Origin of the sequence: Citrobacter amalonaticus (genome assembly GCF_002918555.1) — a bacterium.
Lineage (GTDB): Bacteria > Pseudomonadota > Gammaproteobacteria > Enterobacterales > Enterobacteriaceae > Citrobacter_C > Citrobacter_C amalonaticus_A.
The window spans coordinates 1-18,942 of the sequence record NZ_PQMB01000008.1 but is presented as its reverse complement, the minus strand read 5'-3'; the positions used below and the strand labels follow the sequence as shown (position 1 = coordinate 18,942).

Annotated in this window: 13 protein-coding genes, 1 rRNA gene and 1 riboswitch; of the genes, 9 read left to right on the top strand and 5 right to left on the bottom strand. The window is 53.0% G+C overall.

The features are described 5' to 3' along the window. Positions 1 to 53 precede the first annotated feature (53 nt). Together ppc and argE are read right to left on the bottom strand one after the other, a co-directional pair. Positions 54 to 2,705, bottom strand: coding sequence for a phosphoenolpyruvate carboxylase (gene ppc / locus C3432_RS24810; RefSeq protein WP_103779919.1), 2,652 nt, complete (start codon positions 2,703 to 2,705; stop codon positions 54 to 56). Positions 2,706 to 3,101: 396 nt separating this feature from the next. Further along, the gene (argE, locus tag C3432_RS24805) at positions 3,102 to 4,253 is read right to left on the bottom strand and encodes an acetylornithine deacetylase (RefSeq protein WP_103779917.1); all 1,152 of its coding nucleotides are present in this window, start codon (positions 4,251 to 4,253) and stop codon (positions 3,102 to 3,104) included. Between the two features lie 154 nt (positions 4,254 to 4,407). Here argE and argC point away from each other — a divergent pair, with 154 nt between their 5' ends. The 3 genes from argC (at position 4,408) to argH (ending at position 7,749) form a co-directional block, all read left to right on the top strand. Then, on the top strand, positions 4,408 to 5,412 hold the full coding sequence (gene argC / locus C3432_RS24800; protein ID WP_103779915.1) for an N-acetyl-gamma-glutamyl-phosphate reductase: 1,005 nt from the start codon (positions 4,408 to 4,410) through the stop codon (positions 5,410 to 5,412). Positions 5,413 to 5,419: 7 nt separating this feature from the next. Continuing rightward, positions 5,420 to 6,196, top strand: coding sequence for an acetylglutamate kinase (gene argB, locus C3432_RS24795; RefSeq protein WP_103780137.1), 777 nt, complete (start codon positions 5,420 to 5,422; stop codon positions 6,194 to 6,196). Positions 6,197 to 6,375: 179 nt separating this feature from the next. Continuing rightward, a complete protein-coding gene (gene argH, locus C3432_RS24790) occupies positions 6,376 to 7,749 on the top strand; it encodes an argininosuccinate lyase (protein ID WP_103779913.1) in 1,374 nt (457 codons plus the stop codon). Between the two features lie 54 nt (positions 7,750 to 7,803). Here the strand turns inward: argH and C3432_RS24785 are convergent, their stop codons facing one another. Continuing rightward, a complete protein-coding gene (locus tag C3432_RS24785) occupies positions 7,804 to 10,239 on the bottom strand; it encodes a glycosyl hydrolase family 18 protein (protein WP_103779911.1) in 2,436 nt (811 codons plus the stop codon). Positions 10,240 to 10,718: 479 nt separating this feature from the next. Here C3432_RS24785 and oxyR point away from each other — a divergent pair, with 479 nt between their 5' ends. Further along, on the top strand, positions 10,719 to 11,636 hold the full coding sequence (oxyR, locus tag C3432_RS24775) for a DNA-binding transcriptional regulator OxyR (protein ID WP_103779909.1): 918 nt from the start codon (positions 10,719 to 10,721) through the stop codon (positions 11,634 to 11,636). Here the strand turns inward: oxyR and sthA are convergent. Continuing rightward, positions 11,619 to 13,019: a Si-specific NAD(P)(+) transhydrogenase gene (gene sthA, locus C3432_RS24770; RefSeq protein ID WP_103779907.1), complete on the bottom strand. Its 1,401-nt coding sequence runs from the start codon at positions 13,017 to 13,019 to the stop codon at positions 11,619 to 11,621. The two genes, oxyR and sthA, sit on opposite strands and share 18 nt — an antisense overlap. A gap of 198 nt (positions 13,020 to 13,217) precedes the next feature. Between sthA and fabR the strand changes: the two genes are divergently transcribed. Together fabR and C3432_RS24760 are read left to right on the top strand one after the other, a co-directional pair. After that, positions 13,218 to 13,871 carry an HTH-type transcriptional repressor FabR gene (fabR, locus tag C3432_RS24765; protein ID WP_103779905.1) on the top strand — a complete coding sequence of 218 codons (654 nt, stop codon included), beginning with the start codon at positions 13,218 to 13,220 and terminating at the stop codon, positions 13,869 to 13,871. Then, the gene (locus C3432_RS24760; protein WP_103779903.1) at positions 13,868 to 14,227 is read left to right on the top strand and encodes a YijD family membrane protein; all 360 of its coding nucleotides are present in this window, start codon (positions 13,868 to 13,870) and stop codon (positions 14,225 to 14,227) included. The genes fabR and C3432_RS24760 overlap by 4 nt, the downstream gene beginning before the upstream one ends. A gap of 61 nt (positions 14,228 to 14,288) precedes the next feature. On the opposite strand, the gene trmA is transcribed toward C3432_RS24760, so the two are convergent. After that, positions 14,289 to 15,389, bottom strand: a complete 1,101-nt coding sequence (gene trmA / locus C3432_RS24755; RefSeq protein WP_103779901.1) for a tRNA (uridine(54)-C5)-methyltransferase TrmA — start codon at positions 15,387 to 15,389, stop codon at positions 14,289 to 14,291. Between the two features lie 113 nt (positions 15,390 to 15,502). After that, positions 15,503 to 15,691, top strand: a riboswitch (cobalamin riboswitch). Between the two features lie 65 nt (positions 15,692 to 15,756). On the opposite strand from trmA, the gene btuB reads away from it, so the two are divergent. The 3 genes from btuB to C3432_RS24740 form a co-directional block, all read left to right on the top strand. Then, a complete protein-coding gene (gene btuB / locus C3432_RS24750; RefSeq protein ID WP_103779899.1) occupies positions 15,757 to 17,613 on the top strand; it encodes a TonB-dependent vitamin B12 receptor BtuB in 1,857 nt (618 codons plus the stop codon). After that, the gene (murI, locus tag C3432_RS24745; protein WP_103779897.1) at positions 17,558 to 18,409 is read left to right on the top strand and encodes a glutamate racemase; all 852 of its coding nucleotides are present in this window, start codon (positions 17,558 to 17,560) and stop codon (positions 18,407 to 18,409) included. The genes btuB and murI overlap by 56 nt, the downstream gene beginning before the upstream one ends. Before the next feature lie 390 nt (positions 18,410 to 18,799). Continuing rightward, a 16S ribosomal RNA gene (locus tag C3432_RS24740) occupies positions 18,800 to 18,942 on the top strand; the annotation flags it as partial.

Genomic DNA, 18,942 nt, shown 5'->3' with positions numbered 1-18,942 from the left:
AAGTATTTCACGCCGCCCCCGCGCAATAGCACGAGGGCGATGTGACAGGAAGGTTAGCCGGTATTGCGCATACCTGCTGCGACGCCTGCGATGGTGACCATCAGCGCCTGCTCTACGCGTGGATCGGGTTCTTTGCCCTCTTGCTCGGTCAAACGCGAACGATGTAACAGTTCGGCCTGCAGAACGTTCAGTGGGTCAGTATAAATATTCCTTAACTGAATAGACTCGGCAATCCAGGGTTGATCGGCCATCAGATGTGAGTCGTTGGCAATCGCCAGTACGACTTTGATATCTTCTGCCAACAGGTTGCGCAGCTCCTCACCCAGCGGCCACAGCTCTTTTGATACCAGACGCTGATCGTAGTACTCCGCCAGCCACAGGTCCGCTTTCGCAAATACCATCTCCAGCATGCCCAGACGGGTTGAGAAGAACGGCCAGTCGCGGCACATGGACTCCAGTTCGCTTTGCTTACCGTCTTCGACCACTTTTTGCAGTGCTGTACCCGCACCCAGCCAGGCCGGAAGCATTAAGCGGTTCTGCGTCCAGGCGAAGATCCACGGAATGGCGCGCAGCGACTCAACGCCGCCGGTCGGACGGCGTTTTGCCGGGCGTGAACCTAACGGTAATTTGCCCAGCTCCTGTTCTGGCGTCGCAGAGCGGAAATAGGGAACAAAGTCTTTATTTTCACGCACGTAACCGCGGTACAAATTACAGGAGATGACGGACAGCTCGTCCATAATATGACGCCAGGTGTCCCTGGGTTCCGGCGGCGGCAGCAGGTTGGCTTCCAGAATCGCACCGGTGTACAGAGACAGGCTGCTGACGGTGACCTCCGGCAGACCGTACTTGAAGCGGATCATCTCACCTTGTTCGGTGACGCGCAGACCGCCTTTCAGACTGCCCGGCGGTTGCGAAAGCAGCGCCGCATGGGCTGGCGCGCCGCCGCGACCAATAGAGCCGCCGCGACCGTGGAAAAGCGTCAGTTCAATACCGGCTTTCTCACAGGTCTTGATCAACGCATCCTGTGCCTGATACTGCGCCCAGGAGGCTGCCATCACCCCGGCGTCTTTTGCTGAGTCAGAGTAGCCAATCATTACCATCTGTTTGCCCTGAATCAGACCGCGATACCAGTCGATATTCAGCAGTTGGGTCATGACATCGTCGGCGTTGTTCAGATCGTCGAGGGTCTCAAACAGCGGCGCAACCGGCATGGTAAAGCCAATACCGGCTTCTTTCAGCAACAGGTGTACGGCCAGCACGTCAGACGGCGTTTTTGCCATGGAAATCACGTAGGCGGCAATGGAGCCTCGTGGCGCTTCGGCAATAACCTTACAGGTATCAAGCACTTCGCGCGTTTCGTCGCTGGGTTCCCAGTGATGCGGCAGCAGCGGACGCTTCGAGTTCAGCTCGCGGATCAGGAAGGCCTGTTTGTCCGCTTCCGACCAGCTTTCGTAATCGCCAATCCCGAGATAGCGGGTCAGCTCACCCAACGCTTCGGTATGGCGGGTACTCTCCTGGCGAATATCGATTCGCACCAGCGGAACGCCGAAACACTTCACGCGGCGTAAAGTATCAAGCAGGTCACCGTTAGCGATAATCCCCATTCCACACGCCTGAAGTGATTTATAACAGGCGTACAGCGGTTCCCAGAGCTGCTCGTTTTGCGTCAGCAGACCAGCCGGTTTCGGCAGCTTTTCACCTTTCAGACGCGCTTCCAGCCAGGACTGAGTCGCCATCAGACGGGTACGCAGATTTTTCATCAGGTAGCGATAGGGTTCACTGGCGCCTTCTTCACCGACCAGCGCCAGCAGCTCCGGTGTGGCGTTCACCATCGACAGCTCAGAAACCAGAATCTGGATATCTTTCAGGAACAGGTCGGTCGCTTTCCAGCGGCTCAACAGCAGGACGTGACGAGTGATATCCGCCGTCACGTTCGGGTTGCCGTCGCGGTCGCCGCCCATCCAGGAGGTGAAGCGTACCGGAACAAAATCAACCGGTAGCTGGTAGCCTAAATTTTCTTCGAGCTGTTCGTTCAGTTCACGCAGATAGTTTGGCACACCCTGCCACAGGCTGTTTTCGACCACGGCAAAGCCCCATTTGGCTTCATCAACCGGAGTGGGGCGCAATTTGCGGATCTCATCGGTATGCCAGGACTGGGCAATTAGCTGGCGCAGACGGCGCATCAGCTGGTGGCGCTCATAATCGACGATATCTTTATTATCGAGCTGTTTCAGACAGGTATTGATTTCACCCATTTTGTGGATCAGCGTACGGCGGGTGATTTCAGTTGGGTGCGCGGTGAGCACCAGCTCCAGAGATAACGATTCCACCGCCTTTTTAATGATGGCTTCGTTAAGATCCGGCTGGTTCTTTAGCTTACGCAGGGTGCGGGCAATCACTTCCGGGTTGCTGGCAGCCTCGCCTTTTGGCGAAATGCTATGGTATTGCTCGGCGGTATTGGCCAGGTTCAGGAACTGGCTGAACGCGCGCGCGACCGGCAGCAGCTCGTCGTTCGACAGATTTTGTAACGTGGTGAGCAACTCCTGGCGGTTAGCTTCATTGCCAGCGCGTGAAGATTTGGACAGCTTACGGATTGTTTCTACGCGATCAAGAATGTTCTCTCCCAGCGCATCCTTGATGGTTTCTCCCAGCACTTTGCCGAGCATACTGACATTACTACGCAACGCGGAATATTGTTCGTTCATATTAACCCAGACACCCCATCTATTTTGTCAATGTCCTGTATCTTTCGCGCCGCAGCGGTGTTGCCCGCGTTTGCCTACCCAGGTTACTGACTTATGTCAGCTCCCAGGGATGTGCTCGTTTGCCGCTTTGCTGCAACGTGAAATCTTTCGGACTTTGTTCTTAAGTCGCCTTTTATAAAGCCACGTAAAACCCGTGACGTCAATTGCGGCGAAATCGGTTCAGCAAACGAATAAATGACGGAAATTTACGTAATTTAATTCATATCGGATCAAATAAGCGTTGCTTATGTAAATGTAAAAAAACGCGAGAATGACCTGTCGCCGGATGGCGCTACGCTAATCGGGCCTGCGTTCAAGTGTAGACCCGGTGAACGTTTCGCCACCGGGGGATCCGAATTAATGCCAGCAGAAGTGATGGACTACCTGAGCGATCAATTCACGGGTTGGCTTAATAAAACGTGTTTCCAGATATTCATCCGGCTGGTGCGCCTGGTTAATTGACCCCGGACCGAGTACCAGCGTTGGACACAGCGTCTGGATAAACGGCGCTTCGGTACAGTAGTTCACCACCTCCGTTTGCGCGCCTAACAGTTTTTCGACCACCTCAACCAGCTGGTGATCCGGCGGACACTCGTAGCCCGGAATGGGGGGATGCAGTTCCGCCACCGTCAGACGACCAGGCCAGCGTTCGCTCACCGGAGCCAGCGCGTCATTAAGCAGGCCATTGAGATCGTTTAGCGTCATGCCCGGCAGCGGGCGAATGTCCATATGCAGTTCGCAACAGGCGCAGATGCGGTTCGCGGCGTCGCCGCCGTGAATATGCCCCAGATTCAACGTTGGATACGGAACGGTAAACGCTTCGTAGTGATAGCGCTCTTTCAGATCGTCACGAAGCTGCATGATGTGACCAATCGCATCGTGCATCAGCTCGATGGCGTTCACCCCGCGTGCGGGATCGCTGGAGTGGCCGGACTGACCCATCACACGTACCACGTTAGAGATGTGCCCTTTGTGGGCGCGCACCGGCTGTAGCGACGTTGGCTCGCCAATGATTGCGCAGTCCGGGCGTAACGTGGTGGTTTCGGAGAAATAGCGTGCGCCCGCCATGCTGGTTTCTTCATCGGCGGTCGCCAGGATGTAGAGTGGCTTTTTCAGCTTCGTCACATCCACGTCGCGTAGTGCGTCGAGAATAAACGCGAAGAAACCCTTCATGTCGGCAGTGCCCAGACCATAGAGCTTGTTGTCATGCTCTGTAAGGGTGAATGGGTCACGGGTCCAGCGTCCGTCGTCAAACGGCACGGTATCGGTATGACCTGCCAGCAGCAGACCGCCAGCCCCTTGTCCGGTACTGGCAAGCATATTGAATTTATTGCGCGTTCCGGGGACGGGCTGCACCTCGACATTGAAGCCTGAATCTTTAAACCAGTCCGCCAGCAGAGTGATTAAACCTGCATTGCTTTGATCGAGCGCTTCTTCCGTGGCGCTAATCGATGGTGTGGCAATCAGAGCGCGGTAAATCTCGATAAATGGCGGTAATTTGTTTTTCATTGTTGACACACCTCAGGTCATGATAGTATCAATATTCATGCAGTAATAGTGAATAAAAATACAATAACATTGAGCGTAAGAAAACCCACCCTCTGCAGGGTGAAGCGATTACGCGAATACCAGATAACCAAACATAAGAAGGTGAACAGCCCCGATGTTGAATACGCTGATTGTGGGCGCGAGCGGCTACGCTGGCGCAGAGCTTGTGACCTATGTAAATCGCCATCCTCATATGACCATAACCGCTTTGACCGTCTCAGCGCAAAGCAATGATGCAGGAAAATTAATCTCTGATTTACATCCGCAGTTAAAAGGCATTGTCGATTTGCCGTTGCAGCCGATGTCGGATATCAGCGAATTTAGCGCCGGTGTGGATGTGGTGTTTCTCGCCACCGCGCACGAAGTGAGCCATGACCTGGCGCCTCAGTTTCTGCAGGCAGGCTGTGTGGTGTTCGACCTCTCGGGCGCGTTTCGCGTTAACGACGGCGCCTTCTATGAAAAATTTTACGGCTTTACCCATCAGCACCCCGAACTGCTGGCGCAGGCGGTTTACGGTCTGGCAGAGTGGAATGCGGACAAACTGAAAGAGGCGAACCTGATTGCCGTGCCGGGCTGCTATCCGACGGCGGCGCAGCTGTCGCTCAAACCGCTGATTGACGCCAGGCTGCTGGACCTCACCCAGTGGCCTGTGATTAATGCCACCAGTGGCGTGAGCGGCGCAGGGCGTAAGGCGGCGATCTCGAACAGTTTCTGTGAAGTGAGCCTGCAACCATACGGTGTGTTCACCCACCGTCATCAGCCGGAAATCGCTACTCACCTTGGTGCGGAGGTGATCTTCACCCCGCATCTGGGCAACTTCCCGCGTGGGATCCTGGAAACGATTACCTGTCGCCTGAAGGCGGGGGTGACCCATGCGCAGGTGGCGCAGGCGCTACAGCAGGCGTATGGCGAGAAACCGCTGGTGCGCCTGTATGACAAAGGCGTTCCGGCACTGAAGAACGTGGTTGGGCTGCCGTTCTGCGATATCGGCTTTGCCGTACAGGGCGAGCATCTGATTGTGGTCGCGACCGAAGATAACCTGTTGAAAGGCGCGGCGGCACAGGCGGTACAGTGCGCGAATATCCGTTTTGGCTTTGCTGAAACGCAGTCTCTTATTTAAGGGTGCAATAATGAATCCGTTAATTATCAAGCTGGGTGGCGTATTACTGGATAGCGAAGAGGCGCTGGAGCGTCTTTTTACTGCGCTGGTGAACTATCGGGAGTCGCACCAGCGTCCGCTGGTCATTGTGCATGGCGGCGGCTGCGTTGTGGATGAGCTGATGAAAGGGCTCAATCTGCCGGTTAAAAAGAAAAATGGCCTGCGCGTGACGCCTGCTGATCAGATCGACATTATTACCGGCGCGCTGGCGGGGACGGCGAATAAAACCCTGCTGGCGTGGGCGAAGAAACATCATATTGCCTCCGTTGGTCTGTATCTCGGCGATGGCGACAGTGTAAAAGTGACCCAGCTCGATGAAGAGTTAGGTCATGTCGGACTGGCGCAGCCGGGTTCGCCTAAGCTGATTAACACTCTGCTGGAAAACGGTTTTCTGCCGGTTATCAGCTCTATTGGCGTTACCGACGAAGGGCAACTGATGAATGTCAATGCCGATCAGGCGGCAACGGCGCTGGCGGCAACGCTGGGGGCGGATCTGATTCTGCTCTCCGATGTCAGCGGCATTCTGGACGGTAAAGGTCAGCGGATTGCGGAAATGACCGCCGCGAAAGCAGAGCAACTGATCGATCAGGGCATCATTACCGATGGTATGATTGTGAAGGTCAATGCCGCGCTGGATGCTGCCCGTACGCTGGGCCGCCCGGTGGATATCGCCTCCTGGCGTCATGCAGATCAACTGCCGGCACTGTTTAACGGTACGCCGATTGGTACGCGTATTCTGGCTTAACCATTTTTATGCCCGATGCGACTATACCCTAAGTCATTCGGGTTGCAGGAAAGCCAACACACCTGCAACTTGACGTATGACGGGGATATACCTCATCGGGCCTGGGTGAACCAAATCTGCAGGCCGGATAAGCGCAGCGCCATCCGGCATTGAAATCGAAGAATTTAAGGAAGCATGTTATGGCACTTTGGGGTGGACGTTTTACACAGGCAGCAGACCAGCGGTTCAAGCAGTTTAATGATTCGTTGCGCTTCGACTACCGCCTGGCTGAGCAGGATATCATCGGCTCTGTGGCCTGGTCCAAAGCGCTGGTCACGGTCGGCGTACTGACCGCTGATGAACAACGGCAACTGGAAGACGCCCTGAACGTGCTGCTGGAAGAGGTTCGCGCCAATTCGCAGCAGATTCTGGAAAGCGATGCGGAAGACATTCATAGCTGGGTGGAAGGGAAGCTCATCGACAAAGTGGGCCAGTTAGGCAAAAAACTGCACACCGGGCGCAGCCGTAATGACCAGGTCGCTACCGATTTGAAGCTGTGGTGCAAAGATACGGTAACAGAACTGCTCACCGCCAGCCGTCAGTTGCAGAGTGCGCTGGTGGTGACAGCGGAGAATAATCAGGATGCCGTAATGCCGGGTTATACCCATCTGCAGCGCGCACAGCCGGTGACTTTTGCTCACTGGTGTCTGGCATATGTGGAAATGCTGGCGCGCGATGAAAGTCGCCTGCAGGATACGCTCAGGCGTCTGGACGTCAGCCCGTTAGGTTGTGGCGCGCTGGCGGGCACCGCTTATGAAATCGACCGTGAACAGCTGGCCGGCTGGCTGGGCTTTGCCTCGGCGACGCGTAACAGTCTGGACAGTGTTTCTGACCGTGACCACGTGCTGGAGCTGCTCTCTGACGCCTCAATCGGTATGGTGCACCTGTCGCGCTTTGCGGAAGACCTGATTTTCTTTAATACCGGAGAGTCGGGATTTGTCGAGCTTTCCGATCGCGTTACCTCCGGCTCATCATTAATGCCGCAGAAGAAAAACCCGGATGCGCTGGAGCTGATCCGTGGGAAATGTGGTCGCGTGCAGGGAGCACTGACCGGCATGATGATGACGCTGAAAGGACTGCCGCTGGCGTATAACAAAGATATGCAGGAAGACAAGGAAGGGCTGTTTGATGCGCTTGATACCTGGCTGGACTGCCTGCATATGGCCGCGCTGGTGCTGGACGGTATTCAGGTGAAACGCCCGCGTTGCCAGGAAGCGGCGCAGCAGGGTTACGCCAACGCCACTGAACTGGCGGATTATCTGGTGGCGAAAGGTGTACCGTTCCGTGAAGCGCACCATATTGTGGGCGAAACGGTGGTGGAAGCGATTCGTCAGGGCAAACCGCTGGAAGATCTGCCCCTTTCCGATCTGCAAAAATTCAGCAGCGTGATTGGCGAGGACGTTTACCCGATTCTGTCACTGCAATCGTGTCTGGATAAACGCGCGGCGAAGGGCGGTGTGTCGCCTGCGCAGGTGGCGCAGGCCATTAAAGACGCGAAAGCGCGGCTGGTGTAAAAAAAGAACCCCGTCGCTATGAGCTGACGGGGTTCTGACTTTATGCGAAAAGGATTATTTCAGCATATCTTTCGTAACAACCAGTTTGGCTACGGTTGCCGGATTCGGTGTAACACGTTCAACGACAATGGTTTCACCTGCGGAGATGTCTCTTTCATCAGACGTTACCGTGGTGATATCTCCCGCTGTTTTGGCAGAGCTGTAATAGCAGTTACCGTTGTCACAACTGAAGATGTAGTTACCGTTTTTCGCGTCGCCCATCACTTTCACGACCCACGCAGAACCGTTCGCTGCTTTCCAGCCCAGCGCTTTGGCGTCAAAATCAACAACCACATTCGGTACGCCGTTGATTTTTTTAACCGTCAACGATTTCACTTCACCGGCATCCTTGACCGGATTGTTACCTTCCAGCATATCCCGCGTCACGGTGAGCTGTGCCAGGACTTCAGGATTCGGGTTGGTACGTTTAACGGTGATCACTTTTCCTGGCGCTAACATGTAGGACATGCCACCGGTCCGTACCGTGCTTTGCGTGCCGTAGTTAGAACGGTAGCTGTAGTAGACACTGTTGCCGGAGGTGGAGAAGGCATATTTACCATCCACATCTACCGAGTAACTGTTACTGCCGCTCAGCTTACTGGTATCGAGATTCACATTGACGCGCTGCTGTCCATCAAAAACATCGACATAAACCGCTTTCACATCACCGGCAAGATCGGTAGACGCTTCATCTGCGGAATTGTCATGCGTAAACGGCGCAAATACCTGGCTGTATGCGTACATCGGCGCCTGCTGTGCGGTCATGCCGCTGTGCTCCGGACTGACCTGCTTCGCTACGCCCGGCTGATCGCGCGCCATTGACCAGGCACCAATCATGCCGAGGTTACGTTTTTTCGCATCGTCCATCACCAGTTTCGCATCGGACAGATAGAACACTTCGCCCTGCACGTCGTTGTAACCGATCATCGGGGTGGTGCCCATCATGGCGTTGATCTCTTTGTCAGATTTCTCTGGCCAGATTTTCTTCAACTGGGTGAACATGTTGTCGATGGCGGACGTGGCGCATTGACCGTGAATGTTCTGCCCTTCGGTGCCGTCTGACTGGCAGACCGCGTTACCGTAGTCCATGGTCATCACGTTAATACCAGCCAGCTCAACGCCGACATGGCGCGCGTTTTCCAGCACGTACAGACCTTCAGCCGTCAGACCGGTCGGCAGAATTGGCAGGGTGTACCAGATACCGACTTTGCGACCTTCCTCTTTCCACTGAGCCTGAACCTCTTTTACTGCCTGGTTGCGGCGATCGATGGAATCCTGATCGGCCACCCATGTGCCTTCGATGTCAAAATCCAGCACGTTCAGGTTCAGGTTATCAACAATGTCGTAGTAGAGTTTTTGCAGGTCTTTCACATTCTTACAGGCAGCCGCCAGCGGGGAGTTATTCGCTCCGCCTATGGAAACCATCACATCGCCACCGGCTTCACGCAGTGCTTTTATTTTGCTGTACTGTGCGTAATCCTGCAGGTTATAGGCCGTACCCCAGGTTGGGATGCACTGCTCGCCGCTTTTCGCGACGACAAACGCCATGGTGAAGTGGGTAATGTTTTGCTCTTTCGCCAGATCCGGAATGCTGTTCAGGCTAAAGTCGACGTATGGTGCATAAACGTGGGCAGGCCATGGATGCTTCGGCGTCCCTACGCGCTCTTTGGTGCCAGTCCAGTTGGTATAAATCGCCCATGGGTTTTTATCATACGGCATAACGCCTTTGACTTTCGTCTGAGCGACAAAAGGCGTTCCTTTGTACACCGCCAGTTTACCGGGTTCGTAAAACGCAATGGAGTTGATCTGTGGGGCATTATTAAATTGTTCCTGGGTGAATTCGACCGTTGGGCCTAACGGTTTCCACGGACGTCCATTGGTGCCGGTCGGGTTCTGGTTTCCTGCAATAGATGGATTTTCGCCAACAGTATAAAACAGTGCTTCATAAGACTGGCCGTCAACTTTGACCTCATCCCCTTTGTTGTAAACCTGGCTGGAACGCCAGTCGGGTACTGGCGTATAGAGTTTCCACGGATTGCTGGCACCTGGGGTAAAGGAATAAGCCGGAACGGGGATTGCCGCTTCATATGTTACATCCTGATAAGCGACAATATCATCTTCGGCATAATCTTTTTCTGCGCTGAATGCGTCGTAGGCAACAGGCGTGGCGCTGCCGGATTCACAAGTGGTTGGGTTGCCATATTGATCGATTTCCGCTTTTGTGGCATCGCGCACATAACTCCACGGATTATCCCAGTTGTCTGCGGATGCACCCTGTGGGCAATTATCGGCATTCACGTACCAGCGGTTACTATAAACTTTACTGTCAAAAATAACGTCGAAGGTGTTTCCACCTGCCTGGCCGCTCCAGGCTTCAAGGGCGAATGCGTTTGCGGCGCACGACATCAGGCCTGCCGCGAGAAAATATCGCGAAATAGTATTGAGTTTCATAAAAGATTCCATTCGATGAGTATTATAAAAATATGGGTGAATATACTCTAAATAATTAGAGTGGCGAGGAAGCTAGTGTCCTTGCGATTTGCCATATATTGAATATCGCGCGGTTATTATTTATGAACCTGATAGGGCGTCAAATATATAAATGATACAAAATGTTTTTGATTATTTTAATTTCGTATGAATTATATTTAAATGCGCGAGAGGAAATATATTATTTATATTATATATTTATATTTTGAATGTATTCTGCCGGTCGCAAAAAAAAGCGGACCACGGGGTCCGCAAAAGTTCACGTTGGCTTTAGTTATTTCGAGTTAGAGAAACACTCTTAGAACGGGCAGTGACTTCAAGGGTTAAAGGGTACCGCTCCGTTTCTGTGATGTATTATTAATCAGAAAGCTTGATAGGGATAATCGTTCGTTGCTATGCTACCTATCGCCATGAACTATCGTGGCAATGGAGGATGAATAATGAATATTCGTGATCTTGAATACCTGGTGGCATTAGCCGAACACCGCCACTTCCGGCGCGCGGCAGATTCCTGTCACGTCAGCCAGCCCACACTCAGCGGACAGATCCGTAAGCTGGAAGATGAGCTGGGCGTGATGCTGCTGGAGCGTACGAGCCGTAAAGTTCTGTTCACCCAGGCGGGGTTGCTGCTGGTGGATCAGGCGCGAACCGTGCTGCGTGAGGTCAAGGTGCTTAAGGAGATGGCAAGCCAGCAGGGCGAGACAATGTCGGGTCCACTGCATATCGGTTTGATTCCTACGGTAGGGCCATACCTGCTGCCGCAGATTATTCCTATGCTGCACCAGACTTTCCCGAAGCTGGAAATGTATCTGCATGAAGCGCAAACCCATCAGCTGCTGGCGCAGCTGGATAGCGGCAAGCTTGACTGCGTGATTCTGGCGCTGGTGAAAGAGAGTGAGGCATTTATTGAGGTTCCGCTATTTGATGAACCCATGCTGCTGGCGATCTACGAAGATCACCCGTGGGCAAATCGCGACTGCGTGCCGATGTCCGATCTCGCAGGAGAAAAGCTGCTGATGCTGGAAGATGGTCACTGCCTGCGCGATCAGGCGATGGGTTTCTGCTTTGAAGCCGGCGCGGATGAAGATACTCATTTCCGCGCAACCAGCCTGGAAACGCTGCGCAATATGGTGGCAGCAGGAAGCGGCATTACGTTGTTGCCTGCGCTGTCTGTGCCGCACGAGCGTAAACGTGATGGTGTGGTTTATCTGCCATGCATTAAGCCAGAACCGCGCCGTACTATTGGCCTGGTTTATCGCCCTGGCTCGCCGCTGCGCAGTCGCTATGAGCAACTGGCAGAGGCCATCCGGGGTTCAATGGACGGCCATTTCGACAGCGCGTTAAAACAGGCGGTTTAAGCCGTTTAGCGCGGCTACCCGATAAGCTTCTGCCATTGTCGGGTAGTTAAAGGTGGTGTTAACGAAGTACTCGATTGTGTTACCGCCACCCTTCTGCTCCATTATCGCCTGCCCGATATGAATGATTTCGGCCGCGCGCTCACCAAAGCAGTGAATCCCCAGAATCTCTTTCGTTTCACGATGGAACAAGATTTTCAACGTGCCGACGTTCATCCCAACGATTTGCGCACGCGCCAGATGTTTAAACTGGGCGCGGCCGACTTCGTAAGGTACTTTCATCGTCGTCAGCTGCTGCTCGGTTTTACCGACGGAGCTGATTTCCGGAATGGTGTAAATCCCGGTGGGGATGTCTTCAATAAGGTGCGCGGTTGCTTCGCCTTTCACCAGCGCCTGAGCAGCAATACGGCCCTGATCGTAGGCGGCAGAAGCCAGACTCGGATAACCAATCACATCGCCTACGGCATAAATGTGCGGCAGCGCGGTCTGGTACATACTGTTGACCTTCAGTTGCCCACGACTGTCTGTATCCAGACCGATGTTTTTCAGCGCCAGTGAGTCGGTATTGCCGGTACGACCGTTGGCGTACAGCAGGCAGTCAGCCTTCAGCTTTTTGCCGGATTTCAGGTGCATGATGACGCCGTCATCGCAGCCTTCGATTTTCTCGTACTCTTCGTTATGGCGAATGACGACGCCGCTGTTCCAGAAGTGGTAAGAGAGAGAGTCAGACATCTCCTGATCAAGAAACGCCAGCAGACGGTCGCGGGTGTTAATTAAATCAACTTTTACATCCATTCCGCGGAAGATCGATGCGTATTCGCAGCCAATTACCCCTGCGCCATAAATTATGACGTGGCGAGGCTCATGATGCAGGCTGAGAATGGAGTCGCTGTCATAAATGCGTGAATGCGCGAAATCAACGTCGGCGGGGTGATACGGGCGTGAACCGCAGGCAATGACAAACTTCTCTGCCGTCAGCGTTTCAATCGTGCCGTCGTGGCACTCCAGCGCCAGCGTATGTTCATCCACAAAATGGGCGTTACCTTGCAGGATCTCGCAGTGGTTACGTTCATAGAATCCCTGCCGCATACGTGTCTGCTGGTTAATCACGTTATCGGCATGGTTGAGAATATCGGCGAAAGAAGAACGAAGCAGTCGGGAATGGTCGCTGTAAAGCGGATTCTGATTGAATTCGATAATACGGCTGACGGCGTGACGGAGAGCTTTCGACGGGATGGTCCCCCAGTGGGTACAACCGCCGCCAACGTTATGATAACGCTCAATAACCGCGACGCGTGCTCCAAGCTTGACCAGACCCATCGCAGCGCCTTCGCCGCCGGGGCCTGAACCTATGACAATTGCATCATAATCCCAGGAATGTGGCATGGTATGACTCACCTGTTTTTATACATAAAATAAACACGATGATAACATTTGCGTGTCTTTAACCCAATTATCGTTGTGCTTTTTTGCGGAGCTGGAGCACAAACTGCCTGTAAACAATCATTCACAAAGCTGAACAAACAGATTAAGTTTGTTCTCTGGTATAGTGCCAGATAAGGCATATGGAAGGATTCAGACATCGTGATGGGCGTTAGAGCGCAACAAAAAGAAAAGACCCGGCGTTCGCTGGTAGAAGCCGCATTTAGCCAACTGAGCGCTGAGCGAAGTTTCGCCAGCCTCAGCCTGCGTGAAGTGGCGCGTGAAGCGGGCATTGCGCCAACCTCCTTTTATCGCCACTTTCGTGACGTGGATGAACTCGGTCTGACCATGGTGGATGAAAGCGGGCTGATGCTGCGTCAGCTAATGCGCCAGGCGCGTCAGCGCATCGCCAAAGGTGGGAGTGTGATCCGCACCTCGGTCTCCACATTTATGGAGTTCATTGGCAACAATCCTAACGCCTTCCGTTTATTATTGCGTGAACGTTCAGGCACCTCTGCCGCGTTTCGTGCTGCCGTTGCCCGTGAAATTCAGCACTTTATTGCGGAACTTGCGGACTATCTGGAACTCGAAAACCATATGCCTCGTGCGTTTACTGAAGCGCAAGCCGAAGCGATGGTCACGATCGTCTTCAGTGCAGGTGCCGAGGCGCTGGATGTGGGCGCAGAACAGCGCCGACAATTAGAAGAGCGACTGGTACTGCAACTGCGAATGATTGCGAAAGGGGCTTATTACTGGTATCGCCGTGAACAAGAGAAGATGAATATCACTCCGGTTAACGTGAAGGACGAACAATGAAACAATCTGGTCAAGATAAAGGTACACTGTTGCTGGCGCTGGTTGCTGGCTTATCGATTAATGGCACATTTTCGGCGCTGTTCAGCTCCATTGTGCCGTTCTCTGTATTCCCGATTATTTCGCTGGTGCTGACAGTTTACTGCCTGCATCAACGTTACCAGAACCGCACGATGCCTGTTGGGTTGCCCGGTCTGGCTGCCGCCTGCTTTATCCTCGGCGTTCTGCTTTACAGCACCGTGGTTCGCGCGGAATATCCGGATATCGGATCTAACTTCTTCCCGGCTGTGCTGTCGGTGATTCTGGTGTTCTGGATTGGCGTGAAAATGCGTAACCGTAAGCAGGAAGTCGCGGAATAGTGGGGCAGTTGCAGGCCGGATGGCGGCGTGTTTGCCTTACCCGGCCTGCAAGGAAATACCGTTACTTCGCCGTCAATAACACCCCGCACTCCATATGGTGCGTATACGGGAACTGATCGAACAGAGCAAGGCGGGACACATTGTGCGTCTGGCTTAATGTTTCCAGGTTCTTGCACAGCGTCTCCGGGTTACAGGAGATGTACAGAATACGCGGATATGCCTGCACCATCTTCTCTGTTTCGCTGTCCAGGCCGCTGCGCGGCGGGTCGACAAAAATGGTTTCGCACTGGTAGCTCTTCAGGTCGATCCCCTGCAGACGATTAAACTCGCGCACCCCGTTCATCGCCTGGGTAAACTCTTCAGCCGCCATGCGGATGATCTGCACGTTATCGATATGGTTGGCGGCAATATTGTACTGGGCTGCCGCTACGGATGGTTTGGCGATTTCGGTCGCCAGCACGCGATCAAAGTTACGTGCCAGAGCCAGCGAGAAGTTACCGTTACCGCAGTAAAGCTCAAGCAGATCGCCTTTTGACTCTTTCGTTACATTCAGCGCCCACTCGAGCATATGAATATTCATTGCGGCATTAGGCTGCGTAAAGCTGTTCTCTACCTGACGGTAGGTCATCTCTTTACCCGCAACCGGCAGACGTTCGTCGATATAATCCTGATCCAGCTCGATTTTGGTTTTGGTCGCACGACCAATCAGATGCACATTCAGATTTTGTGCCCGCAGGTCGTCGCGCAATGCTTCTGCGGCTTTACGCCATTCATCGTCCAGCTTTTTATGATACAGCAGCGACACCACCGCCTGATTGCTCATGGTCGTCAGGTAATCAATCTGGAACAGCTTATGCCGCAGAACGGGATTATCACGTACGCCTGCAATCATCGCTTTCATTAATGTATTGATCAGTTCGCTGGCTGCCGGAAAGCTGTCGACGCGGATCCGGCTTTTCGTCTGCTTTTCAAAAATAATGTGGTACAGATCATCACCGTCGTGCCACAGACGAAATTCAGCTCGCATACGGTAGTGACTGACCGGTGAACGAAACACTTCCGGAACCTGGCCAGAAAACGGTGCCATCATCTTCTGTAAACGCACCACTTTTTCGGCGAGCTGCGCCTCATACTGCTCTGTCGGAAGGTGTTCTGGGGTCATGATGTATCCTGAAAAATAAAAGTACGCGGGGATTGTAGGGATTGCTCATCAGATGTCCAGCATTGATGATTTCTGATTTGTGAAGTGTAGTCTGGACAGTGCGTTGTAACAGACTGTAGCATCCGTGTGCCGGTCCTGTGAGTTAATAGGGAATCCAGTGTGAATCTGGAGCTGACGCGCAGCGGTAAGGAAAGGTGAGATGAGAGCGTAAGCAGACACTGCCAAACGGTGGGAAGTCATCATCTCTTTATCCCGTGGATAACCTTCCAAGCCCGAAGACCTGCCGGCTAACGTCGCATCTGGTTTTCATCATCGCGTACTATCGGTGGGACCTGCGGCATCCTTCTTATATTGTGGATGCTTTACAATGATTAAAAAAGCTTCGCTGCTGACGGCGCTCTCCGTCACGGCATTTTCTGGTTGGGCGCAGGATTCAGGCCCGGATACCCTTGTCGTTACCGCTAACCGTTTTCAACAACCGGTAAATACCGTGCTTGCGCCAACGGATATTGTTACCCGCGAAGATATTCAGCGCTGGCAGTCAAAAGATCTTAATGACGTGATGCGCCGTCTTCCTGGGGTAGATATCTCACAGAGCGGCGGAATGGGAAAGAGTTCCTCTCTGTATGTTCGCGGCACCGAAGCGCGGCATGTCCTGGTACTGATTGATGGTGTGCCGATGGCGCGGGCGGGCATTAGTAACGCGATTGATATTGGCCAGCTCCCGGTATCGTTGGTGCAGCGCATTGAATACATTCGCGGACCGCGTTCAGCGGTGTACGGCTCCGGCGCGATTGGCGGCGTCGTCAATATCATTACGATGAGCAATGACGATAAATCGCAGATCAATGCCGGTATGGGAACGGATGGTTACCAGACCTATGATGGCATCATAAATAAACGGTTTGGCGATACGATCGTAACGGCTGCCGGGGCATATGAGACGACCAGGGGCTTTAACATTCAGCCTGACTCTCCCTATCGCGGTGACAGTGACCGGGACGGCTACCGCAACAAGCTGTTCTGGGGAGGTGTACAGCATAAGTTTAACGATAACGTCTCTGGTTTCTTTCGCGGCTATGGCTATACGGCGAATAGCGATTACGATCAGGGTTCATATGGCTATGTTGGCGGCAATGATGAAGCTCAGAATTACACTCAATCCTGGGATACTGGCCTGCAATACAGTTCTGGCATCTATTCTTCTCAGCTGATCGCCAATTATCAGCACCTGAAAGATTACAACTACAGCAACGAGCTCGGTCGATATGCGGGGGATGCCTCGCTGGATAACATGGAGCAACGTTATATTCAGTGGGGTAATAGTGTTGAAGTTGGGCATGGGGCGGTTAACGGCGGGGTTGACTGGAAACAGGAAAAGCTGACCTCCAGCAGTACAACGAAGGCCGATACTTACAAACGTGATACCACTGGACTCTACCTGACCGGGCAGCAGCAAATCGATAGCGTCACGCTGGAAGCTTCTGGCCGTGAAGATCATGATGAGCAGTTCGGCTGGCATGGGACATGGCAGACCGCTGCGGGCTGGGAGTTTGTTGATGGCTATCGGGCGACTCTCTCCTATGGCACGGGTTTCCTGGCGCCGTCCCTTGGGCAGCAATATGGCGCGACGCGTTTTGCATCGTCTTATGGGCCTGGCATTGCCGCCAACCCAAATCTGAAGCCGGAAGAATCCAGGCAGTGGGAGGCCGGTATTGATGGACTGACCGGGCCGCTGGATTGGCGTCTTTCTGCATATCATTATAAAGTTCAAAACCTGATCGATTATAAAGATAACCAGTACGTCAATCTGAAGTCAGCCACCATTAAAGGTCTGGAGTGGACTGGAAATATCACCACTGGTCCGGTAGATCACCACCTGACGCTGCAATATGTCGATCCGCGTGATGATGAAACTAATAAGGTTCTCTATCGCCGTGCTAAGCAGCAGGTAAAGTATGAGCTGACCGGGCAAATCTTTGAACTCGGCTGGAATGTAATGTATCAGTATCTCGGCGAGCGTTACGATAACGACTACGACAATAAGAGAGATGTAAAAATGGGTGGCCTGAGCTTATGGGATATTGGACTTTCATATCCGATCACCTCACATCTGACAGTTCGTGGTAAAATAGCCAACCTGTTCGACAAAGATTACGAGACAGTTTATGGCTACCAAACTGCAGGACGGGAATACACCTTGTCTGGCAGCTACACCTTCTGATCCACGCCCCACGGTGCTGGTGTTTGATTCCGGCGTCGGTGGGTTGTCGGTCTATGACGAGATCCGGCGTCTCCTGCCGGATCTCCACTATATATACGCTTTTGATAACGTGGCTTTCCCCTATGGGGAGAAGAGCGAAGAGTTCATCGTTGAGCGTGTTGTCGAGATTGTTACCGCAGTGCAGCAACGTTATCCACTCGCACTTGCGGTGATTGCCTGTAATACAGCCAGTACGGTTTCTCTGCCGGCGCTACGTGAAAAATTTGCTTTCCCGGTGGTTGGGGTGGTTCCGGCGATTAAACCCGCTGCGCGATTGACTGCTAATGGTGTTGTGGGACTGCTGGCGACGCGCGGAACGGTGAAACGTCCTTATACTCATGAGTTAATTGCGCGCTTTGCAAATGAGTGCCATATAGCGATGCTGGGTTCGGCTGAGCTGGTTGAACTGGCCGAGGCGAAACTGCATGGTGAACCCGTACCACTGGAAGATTTGCAGCGTATTTTGCGTCCGTGGTTGCGTATGCAGGAGCCGCCAGATACGGTGGTTCTGGGATGCACTCATTTTCCTCTATTGCAGGATGAACTCTTACAGGTTCTTCCCGAAGGGACGCGACTGGTGGATTCTGGGGCAGCGATTGCACGTCGTACGGCGTGGTTGCTGGAACATGAAGCACCGGATGCAAAATCAGTGGATGCTAATATTGCCTATTGCATGGCAATAACGCCTGAGACTGCGCAATTAATACCCGTTTTACAGCGTTATGGCTTTGAAAAGCTCGAAAAACTGTCCGTTTAAGGGTGTATTGGATAAAAAAAAGACATTTGGAAAATTATTTTAAATTTCCCCTTGTCAGCCTGAAATAACTCCCTATAATGCGCCTCCACTGACACGGAACAACGGCAYGCAAGCCGCCGGGTCAGCAGRGTCCTCCCGGCGAAAGCCGYCGACGGATACCGGAGAAAAGCAAAATAAATGCTTGACTCTCAAGCGGGAAAGCGTATTATGCACACCCCGCGCYGCTGAGAAAATGCGAAGCGGCACTGCTCTTTAACAATTTATCAGACAATCTGTGTGGGCACTCAAAGTGACATGGATTCTTAATGTCTTCGGACAATAAATGAATACCAAGTCTCTGGAGTGAACACGTAATTCATTACGAAGTTTAATTCTACGAGCATCAAACTTAAATTGAAGAGTTTGATCATGGCTCAGATTGAACGCTGGCGGCAGGCCTAACACATGCAAGTCGAACGGTAACAGGAAGCAGCTTGCTGCTTYGCTGACGAGTGGCGGACGGGTGAGTAATGTCTGGGAAACTGCCCGACCGA

Coding starts and splice junctions, on each gene's coding strand:
- ppc (WP_103779919.1), bottom strand. CDS start 2,705: ATGAACGAACAATATTCCGCGTTGCGTAGTAATGTCAGTATGCTCGGC.
- argE (WP_103779917.1), bottom strand. CDS start 4,253: ATGAAAAACAAATTACCGCCATTTATCGAGATTTACCGCGCTCTGATT.
- argC (WP_103779915.1), top strand. CDS start 4,408: ATGTTGAATACGCTGATTGTGGGCGCGAGCGGCTACGCTGGCGCAGAG.
- argH (WP_103779913.1), top strand. CDS start 6,376: ATGGCACTTTGGGGTGGACGTTTTACACAGGCAGCAGACCAGCGGTTC.
- C3432_RS24785 (WP_103779911.1), bottom strand. CDS start 10,239: ATGAAACTCAATACTATTTCGCGATATTTTCTCGCGGCAGGCCTGATG.
- oxyR (WP_103779909.1), top strand. CDS start 10,719: ATGAATATTCGTGATCTTGAATACCTGGTGGCATTAGCCGAACACCGC.
- sthA (WP_103779907.1), bottom strand. CDS start 13,019: ATGCCACATTCCTGGGATTATGATGCAATTGTCATAGGTTCAGGCCCC.
- C3432_RS24760 (WP_103779903.1), top strand. CDS start 13,868: ATGAAACAATCTGGTCAAGATAAAGGTACACTGTTGCTGGCGCTGGTT.
- trmA (WP_103779901.1), bottom strand. CDS start 15,389: ATGACCCCAGAACACCTTCCGACAGAGCAGTATGAGGCGCAGCTCGCC.
- btuB (WP_103779899.1), top strand. CDS start 15,757: ATGATTAAAAAAGCTTCGCTGCTGACGGCGCTCTCCGTCACGGCATTT.
- murI (WP_103779897.1), top strand. CDS start 17,558: ATGGCTACCAAACTGCAGGACGGGAATACACCTTGTCTGGCAGCTACA.